The organism is Candidatus Accumulibacter similis (assembly GCA_013347225.1).
GTDB lineage: Bacteria > Pseudomonadota > Gammaproteobacteria > Burkholderiales > Rhodocyclaceae > Accumulibacter > Accumulibacter similis.
In genome coordinates this window covers 4,860,619-4,873,439 of sequence record CP054595.1, presented here as the reverse complement: position 1 = coordinate 4,873,439, position 12,821 = coordinate 4,860,619, and the positions used below count along the sequence as shown (strand labels likewise).

12 protein-coding genes and 1 tRNA gene are annotated in these 12,821 nt (G+C 66.4%); 8 read left to right on the top strand and 5 right to left on the bottom strand.

Annotated elements, in window-relative coordinates:
• Positions 1-17: 17 nt before the first annotated feature.
• Positions 18-341 carry a hypothetical protein gene (locus tag HT579_21510; protein QKS31277.1) on the top strand — a complete coding sequence of 108 codons (324 nt, stop codon included), beginning with the start codon at positions 18-20 and terminating at the stop codon, positions 339-341.
• A gap of 103 nt (positions 342-444) precedes the next feature.
• On the opposite strand, the gene HT579_21505 is transcribed toward HT579_21510, so the two are convergent.
• Entirely contained in the window at positions 445-891 is a 447-nt protein-coding gene (locus HT579_21505) for a cytochrome c5 family protein (protein QKS31276.1), read from the bottom strand.
• A gap of 118 nt (positions 892-1,009) precedes the next feature.
• Here HT579_21505 and HT579_21500 point away from each other — a divergent pair.
• Positions 1,010-1,086, top strand: a tRNA-Arg gene (locus tag HT579_21500).
• Positions 1,087-1,334: 248 nt separating this feature from the next.
• Here HT579_21500 and HT579_21495 read toward each other — a convergent pair.
• Complete coding sequence (locus HT579_21495; GenBank protein QKS31275.1) at positions 1,335-1,934, bottom strand: CBS domain-containing protein; 600 nt, start codon at positions 1,932-1,934, stop codon at positions 1,335-1,337.
• Positions 1,935-2,290: 356 nt separating this feature from the next.
• Here HT579_21495 and secA point away from each other — a divergent pair, with 356 nt between their 5' ends.
• Together secA and argJ are read left to right on the top strand one after the other, a co-directional pair.
• Positions 2,291-5,008, top strand: a complete 2,718-nt coding sequence (gene secA / locus HT579_21490) for a preprotein translocase subunit SecA (protein ID QKS31274.1) — start codon at positions 2,291-2,293, stop codon at positions 5,006-5,008.
• A gap of 109 nt (positions 5,009-5,117) precedes the next feature.
• On the top strand, positions 5,118-6,356 hold the full coding sequence (argJ, locus tag HT579_21485; protein QKS31273.1) for a bifunctional glutamate N-acetyltransferase/amino-acid acetyltransferase ArgJ: 1,239 nt from the start codon (positions 5,118-5,120) through the stop codon (positions 6,354-6,356).
• 64 nt (positions 6,357-6,420) lie between these two features.
• On the opposite strand, the gene apaG is transcribed toward argJ, so the two are convergent.
• Positions 6,421-6,804 (bottom strand): Co2+/Mg2+ efflux protein ApaG, encoded by a 384-nt coding sequence (apaG, locus tag HT579_21480; protein ID QKS31272.1) that lies wholly within the window; start codon positions 6,802-6,804, stop codon positions 6,421-6,423.
• A gap of 157 nt (positions 6,805-6,961) precedes the next feature.
• Here apaG and rpe point away from each other — a divergent pair, with 157 nt between their 5' ends.
• The 3 genes from rpe to HT579_21465 all read left to right on the top strand — a co-directional run bounded on the left by rpe (position 6,962) and on the right by HT579_21465 (position 9,964).
• Entirely contained in the window at positions 6,962-7,651 is a 690-nt protein-coding gene (rpe, locus tag HT579_21475) for a ribulose-phosphate 3-epimerase (protein QKS31271.1), read from the top strand.
• On the top strand, positions 7,651-8,334 hold the full coding sequence (locus HT579_21470; GenBank protein QKS31753.1) for a phosphoglycolate phosphatase: 684 nt from the start codon (positions 7,651-7,653) through the stop codon (positions 8,332-8,334). Before rpe ends, HT579_21470 begins: the two co-directional genes overlap by 1 nt.
• Positions 8,335-8,491: 157 nt before the next feature.
• Positions 8,492-9,964, top strand: coding sequence for an anthranilate synthase component I (locus HT579_21465; protein ID QKS31270.1), 1,473 nt, complete (start codon positions 8,492-8,494; stop codon positions 9,962-9,964).
• Between the two features lie 39 nt (positions 9,965-10,003).
• On the opposite strand, the gene HT579_21460 is transcribed toward HT579_21465, so the two are convergent.
• Entirely contained in the window at positions 10,004-10,507 is a 504-nt protein-coding gene (locus HT579_21460) for an ATPase (GenBank protein ID QKS31269.1), read from the bottom strand.
• 232 nt (positions 10,508-10,739) lie between these two features.
• Here HT579_21460 and HT579_21455 point away from each other — a divergent pair, with 232 nt between their 5' ends.
• The gene (locus HT579_21455) at positions 10,740-11,240 is read left to right on the top strand and encodes a YbhB/YbcL family Raf kinase inhibitor-like protein (protein QKS31268.1); all 501 of its coding nucleotides are present in this window, start codon (positions 10,740-10,742) and stop codon (positions 11,238-11,240) included.
• A 74-nt stretch (positions 11,241-11,314) separates the two neighbouring features.
• On the opposite strand, the gene HT579_21450 is transcribed toward HT579_21455, so the two are convergent.
• Complete coding sequence (locus tag HT579_21450) at positions 11,315-12,736, bottom strand: homospermidine synthase (GenBank protein ID QKS31267.1); 1,422 nt, start codon at positions 12,734-12,736, stop codon at positions 11,315-11,317.
• Positions 12,737-12,821: the final 85 nt, after the last annotated feature.

The window sequence follows — 12,821 nt, the reverse complement described above, 5'->3', positions numbered from 1 at the left end:
AACTCAAGGAGATCATCATGCTGAAGAACATCATCGCCCTCGCCGTCGCCGCTGCTTTCGGTACCGCCGCCCTTGCCCAGGGCACCGCCACCAGCCCGGCGAAACCGGTCGAGGTCGCCAAGCCGGCGGCGCAGGTCGCAGCCGCGCCAGCTCCTGCCGCCGCCACCCCGGCTGCGGCTGCCGGCAGCGCGACGACCGCGACGCCGGCGAAGACCGAAGCCGTCGCGGTAGACAAGACGACGCAGGCGAAACCGAAGGCGAAGAAGGCCGAGGCTGCTCCCGCCGCGACGACGCCCACTCCCGCCGCCACCACCGGTGCCGCTCCGGCAGCAGGCAAGTAAGGACATCGGTGCCGCAAGCGCCGTTGCACGGCAGCGGCGCCGACTGGGAGCACGAGGAAAAAGGAGGCCGCCGGCCTCCTTTTTCCTGCTGCCCCGGCCGAGGTTACTTGGCGAGTCCGACGAGGTGTTCCACTGCTGCCTTGATCTCGCCGTCGGTGAGATCGGCGCCACCTCCCTTCGGCGGCATGGCGCCCTTGCCGTTGGTGACGCTGTTGATCAGCGCGGCCGTCCCCGTCGCGATGCGCGGTGCCCAGGCAGCCTTGTCGCCGGCCTTTGGCGCACCGGCCGCGCCGCTGGCGTGACAGGCCATGCATACCGACTGGTAGACGGTCGCCCCGTCGCGTGGCTTGCCATCGGACTTGGCGGCCGCCGGCTTCGCCAGCTCCACCTTCGCCACCGGCTGGATGCGCCCGTCGGCGTCATCCGCAGAGCGGGGCATGACTTGACCCTTGCCGATCAGGGACAGCGGCCAGATGACGACGATCAGGACGATCGCGACGACGATGGTGACCACGAGAATCAAACGCGAGGAGGATTGCTGCTGAGCCATGCCAAGTCCTTGGTGGTGTGCTGGTCAAAGCCCGTATTCTACCGCCGTTTGGCGCCGTCCAGAAGTGGTCGCGGGCTGGACTAGCCGGGACAAACCGGTTAAGCTTCCTGCCCTGCACGCGCCCGTAGCTCAGTTGGATAGAGTACTGCCCTCCGAAGGCAGGGGTCGGACGTTCGAATCGTCTCGGGCGTGCCACGAATTCGATCGCTCAGGTGGTCATGGCAGGGTTTGCCGGAGCCTGTACGGAATCCGGACGCAATGCCGCCCGGCAGGGCGGCCACCAATCCCTTCCCGAGAACCGCGGCAGCAGCCGTGATCCGCCTCGCGGCCGGGTTGCCTGGCCGGCAGCAAGCGGCAGGCGAACGCACCGCACCCGCTCGGCGATGGCCCGCGGGCAGTCGTTGCAGCGGCGTCGCGCCGGCGTGTCGGCGGCGGCACGCCGCTCAATGGCCGAGTGAGCTGACGACCTGCGAGAAGGTCTGCGCGATCTCTTCGGTTGAGGATGTGAGACCGAGCTGCCGATCGATCTGGGACAACGAGAAGACTCCGCAGAGCACGTGGTGGTCTTCCTCGTCGTGGTCCACCACCAGGCAGAATGGCGAGCCCAGCTCGCGCAGGGCGGCGAGGACGTTGCCCACCCGGGCCGCGCTGACATCGCGCAGGTGCATCACCTCGGCGTCGTCATGCTTGCTGATCATCACGTCACCAACCACCAATTCGGCTGGTTTGACGCCCAGTCGGTGCGCCGCGGCCAGCGGCCGGTGGCCCCTCGTTCCGGCTTCGGTGACGATGCCCAGGAGATGCCTCTGCTCGTCGGCCACCAGCAGGTAGTGCCCGTGGCTGGCCGCCATGAGCCTGTTGGCGTCCTCCAGCGAGGTGTCACTGCTCACCGTCATCGGCGGCTGGCGTTGAAAATCGGTCATCACCGCCAGTGCCGGCGAATGGATATCGACCGACGGGCGGGCTGCGGCTTTCGGCAGGTAACAGGGAACGCCTCTCTGGAGTCGGGTCCACGGCAGGGGTTTGAAACGCGTATCGGGCATGTTCGGGTTCCTCCGGCGACGGTGATTGCAGGAGCATTAAAGCACCGATGTTTGTCAAGTGGCAAGCGTGCCGCGCGCTGCCGTGCCAGCTCGCCGGTGGTTGTTGCCGGAGGCACGGCAGCGGGCTGCAGGCCGCTGCCGCTGGCAGGCGGAAGCGCGGCGCCGCGCCGCCAGAATTGCGTCGGGCGAGTGTTGAAGGTAGTATCCATGCCGCGCGCCGCATGATGGCCTGGATGCAGTCATCGTGCCGCTCAGGTGGTCCAGTGCGAACGGCACTCCCGCTTCACAGCGCGGAGGCGAGCCGGCCCCTGGCTCGGGTCCGCCCTTCAACTGCAACCTCCTCTACCGTTCCCAGAATGATTTCCGGCCTACTCAAGAAGATTTTCGGCAGCCGCAATGACCGGCTGATCAAGCAGTACATGCAGGTCGTGCGCAAGATCAACTCGCTCGAGGCGGGGATCGCTGCGCTGTCCGACGATGCGCTGCGTGGCAAGACGGCACATTTCAAGGAGCGGGTGGCGAATGGCGAGACGCTTGACGCGTTGCTGCCGGAGGCGTTCGCCGTCGTCCGCGAGGCGGGCAAGCGAGCCCTCGGCATGCGCCACTTCGATGTGCAGCTGATTGGCGGCATGGTTCTGCACGATGGCAAGATCGCGGAGATGCGTACCGGCGAGGGCAAGACGCTGGTCGCGACGCTGGCTTCCTATCTCAACGCGCTGTCCGGCGAAGGCGTGCACATCGTCACGGTCAACGACTACCTGGCCAATCGGGACGCCGAGTGGATGGGGCGCCTGCACCGCTTCCTCGGCCTCACGGTCGGCGTGAACCTGTCGCAGATGCCGCACGAGCAGAAGCAGGCGGCGTACGCCGCCGACATCACCTACGGCACCAACAACGAGTTCGGCTTCGACTATCTGCGCGACAACATGGTCTATTCGGCCGGCGAGCGGGTGCAGCGAAAACTGGCTTTCGCCATCGTCGATGAAGTGGACTCGATCCTCATCGACGAGGCGCGGACGCCGTTGATCATTTCCGGACAGGCCGAGGACCATACCGACCTCTACGTCCGGATGAACAAGGTGGCGCCGCTGCTCAAGCGCTGCGCCGAAGAGAATGGCCCCGGCGACTACTGGGTGGACGAGAAAGGGCATCAGATCCTGATGACCGAGGAAGGGCACGAGCATGCGGAGGAACTGCTCGCCAGTGCCGGGCTGCTGCCCGATGGCGGCAGTCTCTATGACGCCTCCAACATCCTGATGATCCATCACCTGTATGCCGCACTGCGGGCGCACAACCTCTTCCTGCGCGACCAGCAGTACGTGGTGCAGAACGGCGAGGTGATCATCGTCGACGAGTTCACCGGTCGCCTGATGTCCGGCCGTCGCTGGTCCGACGGGCTGCACCAGGCAGTCGAGGCCAAGGAAGGGGTGCGCATCCAGAACGAGAACCAGACGCTGGCCTCGATCACCTTCCAGAACTACTTCCGCATGTACGGCAAGCTGTCCGGGATGACCGGTACGGCCGACACCGAAGCCTACGAATTCCAGCAGATCTATGGCCTGGAGACGGTCGTCATCCCGACCAACCAGCCGATGCGGCGCACGGACAACAACGACCAGGTGTTCCGCACCGCCAAGGAGAAGCACAGCGCGATCGTTGCCGACATTCGCGGCTGCCGCGAACGCGGCCAGCCGGTGCTGGTCGGGACGACGTCGATCGAGAACTCGGAACTGCTGTCGGCGTTGCTCGACCACGAAAAGCTGCCGCACCAGGTACTCAACGCCAAGCAGCATGCGCGCGAAGCCGAGATCGTCCGTGAGGCCGGGCGGCCGGGGATGATCACCATTGCCACCAACATGGCCGGCCGCGGCACCGACATCGTCCTTGGCGGCAGCATCGAGAAGCAGGTGTCGCTGGTGCGTGACGACGAGGCTCTCGGCGAGGCCGAGCGCGCGGCGCAGATTGCCACGATCCGGGCGCAGTGGCAGGTGCTGCACGACCAGGTGGTGGCGGCTGGCGGCCTGCACATCATCGGCTCCGAACGTCACGAATCAAGGCGCATCGACAACCAGTTGCGTGGCCGTTCCGGCCGCCAGGGTGACCCCGGCTCGTCGCGCTTCTACCTCGCTCTCGATGATTCGCTGCTGCGCATCTTCGCCGGTGAACGCCTGAAGGCGATCATGGAGCGCCTGAAGATGCCGGAAGGCGAGCCGATCGAGCATCCGCTCGTCTCGCGTTCGCTCGAATCGGCACAGCGCAAGGTCGAGGCCCGCAACTTCGACATCCGCAAGCAGTTGCTCGAGTACGACGACGTCGCCAACGACCAGCGCAAGGTGATCTACTCGCAGCGCAACGAGCTCCTGGAGACCGAGGACATCTCGGAAACCATCACCGCCATGCGCGAAGGCGTGCTGCATGAGTGCTTCCGCCTCCACGTGCCGGCTGAAACGGTCGAGGAACAGTGGGATCTGCCCGGACTCGAGAGGGCACTGGCTGCCGATCTGCAGATCGTCCTGCCGGTGAGCGAGTGGGCGCGGAATGAACCGAATCTGCGTGACGAGGACATCCTGCGGCGGATCATCGATGCGGCGGCGGCCGCCTACGCTCACAAGATCGAGCTGGTCGGGGCGGAGATGTTCCACCAGTTCGAGCGCAATGTCATGCTGCAGAGCCTCGACACGCACTGGCGCGAGCACCTGGCGGCGCTCGACCATCTGCGACAGGGGATTCATCTGCGCGGCTATGCGCAGAAGAATCCGAAGCAGGAGTACAAGCGCGAAGCCTTCGAGCTCTTCCAGCGCATGCTCGACAGCGTTCGCGCCGACGTCACGCGCCTGCTGGTGACGGTGCAGGTGCGGGCGCAGGACGTCGAGGAAACCGCGCCGCATGTCGACGTGCAGAATGTCCGCTACCATCATGCGGATTATGATGAGGCGCTCGGCTCGGCGGCCGCCGCCGCTGGTGAGACGGCAGCCGCCAGGCCGGCGCCGGCGGCACACAAGGTCGGGCGCAACGAGCCGTGCCCCTGCGGCTCGGGCAAGAAGTACAAGTACTGCCATGGCAAGCTGTCGTAGTTCCTGCCACGGCTGATCCGCAGGGTCGGCACAGCGGCGCCGGCCGATCGCGGTCAGCGGCGCCCGGCCCTGTGCCTGCCGCACTTGCGCCTTCGCCAGCGAGGTTTTCATGCCCGTCAATTACCGTACTCCAGCCGCCTCGGAACTGTTGCCGGTGGCGGGCGTCCGCCTCGGTGTCGCCGAGGCGGGGATTCGCAAGCCCGATCGTCGTGATCTGGCGGTTCTGGCTTTCGACAGCGGCACCCGGGTGGCCGGCGTGTTCACCGCCAACCGCTTCTGCGCGGCGCCGGTGCAGGTGTGCCGCCGGCATCTCGAACTCGGCAGCGACATCCGTGCGCTGCTGATCAATACCGGCGTCGCCAATGCCGGCACCGGTGAAGCAGGCTGGCGGGCGGCGACGGCAACCTGCGCCGCCCTCGGCAGCCTGCTGGCGATCGCCGACCGGCAGGTGCTGCCCTTTTCGACCGGCGTGATTCTCGAACCGCTGCCGGTCGATCGGCTGCTGGCCGGGCTGCCGGCGTGCATCGCGGACTTGCGTCCGGACAACTGGCATGCGGCGGCGCACGCCATCATGACCACCGATACGGTGGCCAAGGCGGCATCGCGACGCATCAGCGTCGATGGCAGGGTGGTGACCGTCACCGGCATCAGCAAGGGTGCCGGAATGATCCGGCCGAACATGGCGACGATGCTGGCCTTCGTTGCCACCGATGCCGGCGTTGCCACCATCCTGCTGCAGGATCTGCTGCGCGAAGCCGCCGACGAGTCGTTCAACGGCATCACGGTCGATGGCGATACCTCGACCAACGATTCGTTCATCCTGGTCGCCACCGGCCAGGCCGGCGTCGATTTCAGCGCCCCGACGGACCCGGGCTACCAGGCGCTGCGACAGGCCGTGATTGCCGTCGCCTGCGAGCTGGCACAAGCGATCGTCCGTGACGGCGAGGGTGCGAGCAAGTTCATCCGCATCGTCGTCGAAGGTGGCCGCGACCGCAGCGAATGCCGAACCGTCGGCTACGCCATCGGCCACTCGCCGCTGGTGAAGACGGCGTTCTTTGCCGCCGATCCCAACCTCGGCCGAATCCTGGCAGCCATCGGCTACGCCGAGCTCGACGAACTCGACGTCGACCGCGTGCGTGTCTGGCTGGGCAGCGCCGAACGGGAGATCCTGGTGGCCGAGAACGGCGGGCGGGCGGATTCGTATCGCGAGGAGGACGGCGCGGCGATCATGCAGGAGGCCGAAATCACCGTTCGCGTGGCGCTCGGCCGCGGCGACGCCAGTGCCACGGTATACTCCTGCGACCTCTCCTACGACTACGTCCGGATCAACGCCGACTACCGCAGCTAGATGCGTTGCAGGCGGATGAGCCTGAACCAGCCGCCGGCGAGCGCCGGTTGGTCGCTTTGCAGGATCAGTGCAGGACGTGCGGCACTGCAAGGGTGAAGGCAGGGATTTCCGCCTCGAACTGTTGCCCATCGACGGCGGTGAACTGGTAGCTGCCGCGCATCGTACCTACCGGGGTATCGAGCTGGCAGCCGCTGGTGTAGGCGAACTTCTCGCCCGGCTGCAGGAGCGGCTGCCGGCCAACCACTCCGAGCCCGCGCACCTCCTGCACCTCGCCGGTGGCATCGGTGATCACCCAGTGCCGTGAAATCAGCTGCGCGGGTACCGTGCCGACATTCTCGATGCTGATCGTGTAGGCGAACACGTAGTGGTCGCGCGCGGGGTCCGACTGGTCGGCAATGTATTGCGGAAGAGCGCTGACGGCGATCTCGTACTTCTTGCTGGCGGCCATTTCTGCCCTGTGTCGGAACGATCGGAACCGGCATTGCACACTAAACTCGGGACGCTGACAAGCTCTGCCGGACAGCCTCTCACCGACCGAGTGCTCGCTCCAAAGCGGACAGGCTTTTCGCGCTAGAATCAGGCTCCATCTCGTCGAGGTTCCCGTCATGCACGTCATCGCTCCCAGCATCCTCTCAGCCAGCTTTGCGCGGCTCGGCGAAGAGGTGGTCAACGTCATTGCCGCCGGTGCAGACTGGATTCACTTTGACGTGATGGACAACCATTATGTTCCCAACCTGACCATCGGTCCGCTCGTCTGTGAGGCGATCCGACCGTTGACGCAGGCGCCGATCGACGTCCACCTGATGGTCAGGCCCGTCGATCGCATCGTTCCCGATTTTGCCCGTGCTGGCGCCAACATCATCAGCTTCCATCCCGAAGCCTCCGAACACGTCGACCGGACGCTGGCGCTGATCCGCGAGAACGGCTGCCAGGCCGGACTGGTGCTCAATCCCGCGACACCGCTCGCCCATCTCGATCACGTCATGGATCGACTGGACCTCATCCTGCTGATGAGCGTCAACCCGGGTTTCGGCGGGCAGACCTTCATACCGTCGACGCTGCCCAAGATCGCCGCCGTGCGTGCCCGCATCGATGCCTACGAGCGAGAGCGGGGCCGGCGCATCCGGCTCGAGGTGGACGGCGGCGTCAAGGTCGACAACATCGGCGAAATTGCTCGCGCCGGCGCCGACACCTTCGTCGCCGGCTCGGCAGTCTACGGCGCTGGCCGGGATGGCGATCCCAATCGCTACGACAGCGTCCTCGCCGCCCTGCGCGCGCAACTGGAGAATCCATGATGCCGCCCCCGCTTGCCGTCCGTGCCGTGCTCATCGATCTCGACGGCACCCTGCTCGATACCGTGCTCGATCTGCATGCCGCTGCCAACGCCATGCTGCATGACCTGGACCGCCCCGGGATCGCCGTCGAATCGATCCGCAGCTATGTCGGCCGCGGCATCCCCAATCTGGTCAAGCGCGTTCTCGCCGGGTCGATGGCGGCGGCAGACGATGCCACGCCACCGCCTGCCGATGCGCTGGCCAGCTTCAAGCGGCACTACACTGTCGAGAACGGCCGCCATGCGGCGCTCTTTCCCGGCGTCGGCGAGGGTCTCGATGCGCTCAAGGCCCTCGGTTTGCCGCTTGGCGTGATCACCAACAAGGCCGAGGCCTTCACCCTGCCCCTGCTGCAGCGCACCGGCCTCTATCCCTACTTCGACGTCATCGTCAGCGGCGACGTCCTGCCGCGGCCGAAGCCCGACCCGATGCCATTGCTCTGGGCCAGTGGTCGTCTCGCCGTGTCGCCGGTCGACGTGCTGATGATCGGCGATTCGGTGCACGATTTCCACGCCGGCAGGGCGGCCGGCTGCCATGTCTTTCTCGTTCCCTACGGCTACAACGAAGGGCGCGACGTTCGCGAACTGGCTTGTGATGGTATAGTCTCGACCCTCGCCGAGGCGGCGAAGCGTCTGGTTCACGCCTGAACATTCTGCCGCTACGGTCGCTGGCCCCGGTCCGCCGCGACGGGCAGCGACAGCGGCGTGCGGCGGCCCGGATCGCGGTGGCACCAGAGCGCAGGGCGGCAGGCGAACACCGGCAGGAAGCCCGTCCGTTGCCGGCGTGTTTCCTTGTGGAGTTCCGATGACCGAAGCCTATTTCAATCGCCTGGCTGCCGAAGGCTACAACCGCATCCCGGTCACGCTCGAGACCTTTGCCGATCTCGACACGCCGCTGTCGATCTACCTCAAGCTGGGCAATACCCCCTACAGCTATCTGCTCGAATCGGTACAGGGCGGCGAGCGCTTTGGTCGTTACTCGATCATCGGCCTGGCCAGCCCGACACGAATCGTCGTCAACGCGCATCAGGTGCTGGTACTCAACGGCAACCGCATCGCCGAACGCGAAGACGACACCAACCCGCTCGAGTTCATCGGCAAGTACATGAAGCGCTTTCGCGCCGCGCCGACCACCGGCCTGCCGCGTTTCTGCGGCGGTCTGGTAGGCTGTTTCGGCTACGACACCGTGCGCTACATCGAAACCCGACTGACGCGATCGCAGAAGGCGGATGAGCTGGGAATTCCCGACATTCTCCTCCTGCTGTCCGAAGAGATTGCGGTGGTCGACAATCTGTCGGGCAAACTGACGCTGGTGGTGTATGCCGAGCCCGGCGTGCCGGCGGCTTACCAGAAGGCTCAGTCCCGCCTGCGCGAACTGCTGCTCCGGCTGCGCGAACCGGTTGCCATTCCTCCCGAAACGCCGCAGTCCTCGCCCCCCGCGGCATCACTATTCGGCGAGGCGCAGTTCCGACGGGCGGTGGTCAAGGCCAAGAGCTACATCACCGAGGGCGACATCATGCAGGTCGTCCTCTCGCAGCGCATGAGCAAGCCCTTTGCCGCCAGTCCGATGGCGCTCTACCGCTCGCTGCGCTCGCTCAATCCGTCGCCCTACATGTTCTACTTCGACTTCGAGGATTTCCATGTCGTCGGCGCGTCGCCGGAGATCCTCGTGCGCCTCGAGGGTGAAACGGTCACCGTGCGGCCGATCGCCGGAACGCGCCGGCGCGGCGTCTCCTTCGAGGAGGACCAGGCCCTGGCCGCCGAGCTGCTGGCCGACGAGAAGGAGCGTGCCGAGCATGTGCAGCTCCTCGACCTCGGTCGCAACGACGCTGGCCGTGTCGCGCGCGTCGGAACCATCCGGCTCACCGAGAACATGATCGTCGAACGCTACTCGCACGTGATGCACATCGTCTCCAACGTCGAGGCCCGTCTGCAGCCGGGACTGGACGCCCTCGACGTGCTGCGCGCGACCTTCCCCGCCGGCACCGTTTCCGGCGCGCCGAAGGTCCGTGCCATGGAGATCATCGACGAACTCGAGCCGGTCAAGCGCGGCATCTACGCCGGTGCCGTCGGTTACCTCGGGTTCAACGGCGACATGGACCTGGCGATTGCCATCCGCACCGCCATCGTCAAGGATGGCCAACTGCATGTGCAGGCCGGAGCGGGAATCGTTGCCGATTCCGATCCGGCTGCCGAATGGCAGGAAACGCAGAACAAGGCGCGCGCCGTCCTGCGTGCCGCCGAGCTGGCGGAGCACGGTCTCGACACGCGCTTCTGAGCGCCACCGAGGTCGACGCGGTCGCAGCCCGGCGGGCGTTCAACGTGACCAATGCACGTGCAGGCGGAGTTCCTGCGGGTTGTAGTGGAACTCGAGGGTGCCCTGGTAGGCGTGATGCACCGCTTCCCCTATGGCGCGCGCGAGGTGGATGTCGGTGGTACTGAGCTTCAACTCTGCCTCGCTGTCCTCGAAAGCCATCACGCGTTTCAGGGGGTGCTCGGCGCGTTGCCTTTCCGCTTCGTTGCGCACCAGGTGCACGATGTCGTCGTGGTGCGCCTGCAGGAAGTCGCCGTCGAGGACGACGTAGCCCGCCGGGCAACGGTCGTGGACCCGGTGGCATGCCGGGCAGCGGACCCGGTGCGCGTCGGCTGGCGCGGCAATGCCCCACTGCCAGCGTCCATGGCTGAATACGGCATGGCACTCCGGGCAGACGGTCGGCTCGGCGAGCTTGCCCTTGCTGTGGTAGGTGTCGTGGGCTTCTTCCTGCAGCAGGCGGTCACGGCGCACCTGCTGAAAGCCGGCGGGAATGGACTTGCTGCTCATGATGGACCTCCTTGTCGATGGGCACGCCCCGGCACTCAGCCGGAGGCACGGTGTCGTTGCGCCGGGCAGGCTTCATCCTGCGGCAGCAGGTTCGCGCTGCCCTCTTCCTTCCTTAAGGATAGATCGTGCAACGGCGTTTGCCAGTGCAAATGGCTGTTGCTGACATGGAAAAGTGGAGCCTGGCAGACTACACTGAAAACCGTTCTTCCATGGCCCACTGCAGGAGATGCGCATGTCGCAGGCTGCCACAGCGAGCGGGACGCTGTTCCTGAGCTCGACCGCTTTCGCCCACCAGGGCATGATCCCGGCCCGCCACACCTGCGACGGGCGCAACGTCTCGCCGCCACTGTCGTGGGGGGAGCCGCCACCGGCAACCAGGAGCCTGGTGCTCATCGTCGATGACCCGGATGCGCCAGATCCGGCTGCGCCGCGGATGACCTGGGTTCATTGGCTGTTGTACAACATTCCGCCGCATGCCCGGCAGTTGCCCGAGGGTGTCGGCGATCGCGAGCTGCCGCCGCCGACGCTGCACGGATTGAACGACTGGCAGCGTAGCGGCTACGGCGGCCCTTGCCCGCCGATCGGCACGCATCGCTATTTTCACAAGCTGTATGCCCTCGACACCGTCCTGCCGGACCTGCAGCAACCGCCCAAGGCGAGGCTCGAGGAGGCCATGCAGGGGCACGTCCTGGCTGCCTGTGAGTTGATCGGGCTGTATCGGCGGCAGCGTTAGCCGGCGTCGCCGCCGGTGACGGCGACAGGCGCCCATTCGACACTGGCGGCTGCATCGCCGCCGCGCACAACCGGCTAGTCGATGCGGACGTTGCTGAACTGCCAGGGATCCGACTGGTCGAGCTCTTCCGGGAACAGGCGGCCGCGCCCGTGCAGCGGCGTCCAGCCGGTGTAGGCACCGATCACCCTGCCGAGGTAGGGCATGCAGATCTGCAGCACGCGCTCGAAGTCGATCTCGTCGGGTTCGACGACGCCGCGAGCGGGATTCTCGATCGCCCAGATCATCGCGGCGAGTGCCGCCGCACAGACCTGCAGGGTGGTGGCGCTGTTGTGCGGCGCCAGACGCCGTGCCTCGTCGATGCCGAGTTGCGAGCCGAACCAGTAGGCGTTGCGCGCGTGTCCGGCGAGCAGCACACCCAGTTCGTCGATGCCGCCGGGTGCGATGTCGTCGAGCAGGATGCGCTTGCGTTCCTGCCGCAGGTAGTTGCGCGCCGAGAACTCATGCAGCGACAGCAGCGCGTCATCGCATGGCTGGTAGGCGTAGTGCACGGTCGGCCGGTAGCTCGGCGCCTTGCCGCGGCCGACGGTCAGGTAGTCGGCGATCGAGATCGATTCGCCGTGTGTGATGGCGAAGCCGTGGAACGGACCGCCGCCAGGCGTCCAGCTGCGCACGCGCGTGGCACATCCCGCCCGCTGCAGATAGATGGCTGCCTGCGAGCCGCTGCGATGGCGGCGGCCATCCTTCGGCAGCCGGCGTTCGTGCGAACCCCAGCCGAGTTCGCACGGCTGCTGTGCCTCGCTGATGAAGCCATCGACCGACCAGGTGTTGACAAACTCGCCCGTCTGCCGGCGGAACTCCGAGACCTGCGTGTCGCGCTCGGCGATGTGGATCGTCCGCACGCCGAGGCTGCGCGCAAGCTCTGCCCATTCTTCACGCCGCTGCGGGGTGGACACCGTCAGGCCGGTTTCGGCGGCGAGGTCGAGCAGCGCCCGCTTGACGAAATGCGAGACCAGCCCCGGGTTGGCGCCGTGTGTCAGCACCGCCGTCGGCTGTCCTGGCGAAGCCGTGCGCAGCGCCAGGGCCTGCTCGCGCAGCGCGTAGTTGGTGCGTGCGGCCGGCGTCAGCGTCGGGTCGTCGTAGCCCCCGGGCCATGGTTCGATCGACGTGTCGAGGTAGAGCGCACCCCGGTTCCGGGCGTAGTCGATCAGCGCCAGCGACGAGACATCGACGGCGACGTTGATGAGGAAATCGCCATGGCCAACCAGTGGATCGAGGATCTGGCAATAGTTTGCCGGGCGCAGGACGTGCGTCAGAAGACGGACCCCGGCCTGCTCGGCGACGCCACGACCCGCGGCGTCGGCGGCGACGACGGTGATCATCGCCGGGCTGACGTCGATGTGGCGCAGGATCAGCGGCAGCAGACCCTGGCCGATGCAGCCGAAACCGACGAGGACCAGACGGCCCGGGAAACCGACGCAGAGTCTGGGCTCGGTCATGCCGCATCTCCAGCAGGATCAGGAGCGCCGATCATCATCGAGGATGTGCGCCGGGTCAAGCCTGGCGGCGATCAACTCGCGGCTG

Excerpts from the sequence above, each read along its gene's own strand:
- secA (QKS31274.1), top strand. The coding sequence starts at position 2,291 with ATGATTTCCGGCCTACTCAAGAAGATTTTCGGCAGCCGCAATGACCGG.
- rpe (QKS31271.1), top strand. The coding sequence starts at position 6,962 with ATGCACGTCATCGCTCCCAGCATCCTCTCAGCCAGCTTTGCGCGGCTC.
- HT579_21495 (QKS31275.1), bottom strand. The coding sequence starts at position 1,934 with ATGCCCGATACGCGTTTCAAACCCCTGCCGTGGACCCGACTCCAGAGA.
- HT579_21465 (QKS31270.1), top strand. The coding sequence starts at position 8,492 with ATGACCGAAGCCTATTTCAATCGCCTGGCTGCCGAAGGCTACAACCGC.
- HT579_21470 (QKS31753.1), top strand. The coding sequence starts at position 7,651 with ATGCCGCCCCCGCTTGCCGTCCGTGCCGTGCTCATCGATCTCGACGGC.
- HT579_21455 (QKS31268.1), top strand. The coding sequence starts at position 10,740 with ATGTCGCAGGCTGCCACAGCGAGCGGGACGCTGTTCCTGAGCTCGACC.
- HT579_21510 (QKS31277.1), top strand. The coding sequence starts at position 18 with ATGCTGAAGAACATCATCGCCCTCGCCGTCGCCGCTGCTTTCGGTACC.
- apaG (QKS31272.1), bottom strand. The coding sequence starts at position 6,804 with ATGGCCGCCAGCAAGAAGTACGAGATCGCCGTCAGCGCTCTTCCGCAA.
- argJ (QKS31273.1), top strand. The coding sequence starts at position 5,118 with ATGCCCGTCAATTACCGTACTCCAGCCGCCTCGGAACTGTTGCCGGTG.
- HT579_21450 (QKS31267.1), bottom strand. The coding sequence starts at position 12,736 with ATGACCGAGCCCAGACTCTGCGTCGGTTTCCCGGGCCGTCTGGTCCTC.
- HT579_21505 (QKS31276.1), bottom strand. The coding sequence starts at position 891 with ATGGCTCAGCAGCAATCCTCCTCGCGTTTGATTCTCGTGGTCACCATC.
- HT579_21460 (QKS31269.1), bottom strand. The coding sequence starts at position 10,507 with ATGAGCAGCAAGTCCATTCCCGCCGGCTTTCAGCAGGTGCGCCGTGAC.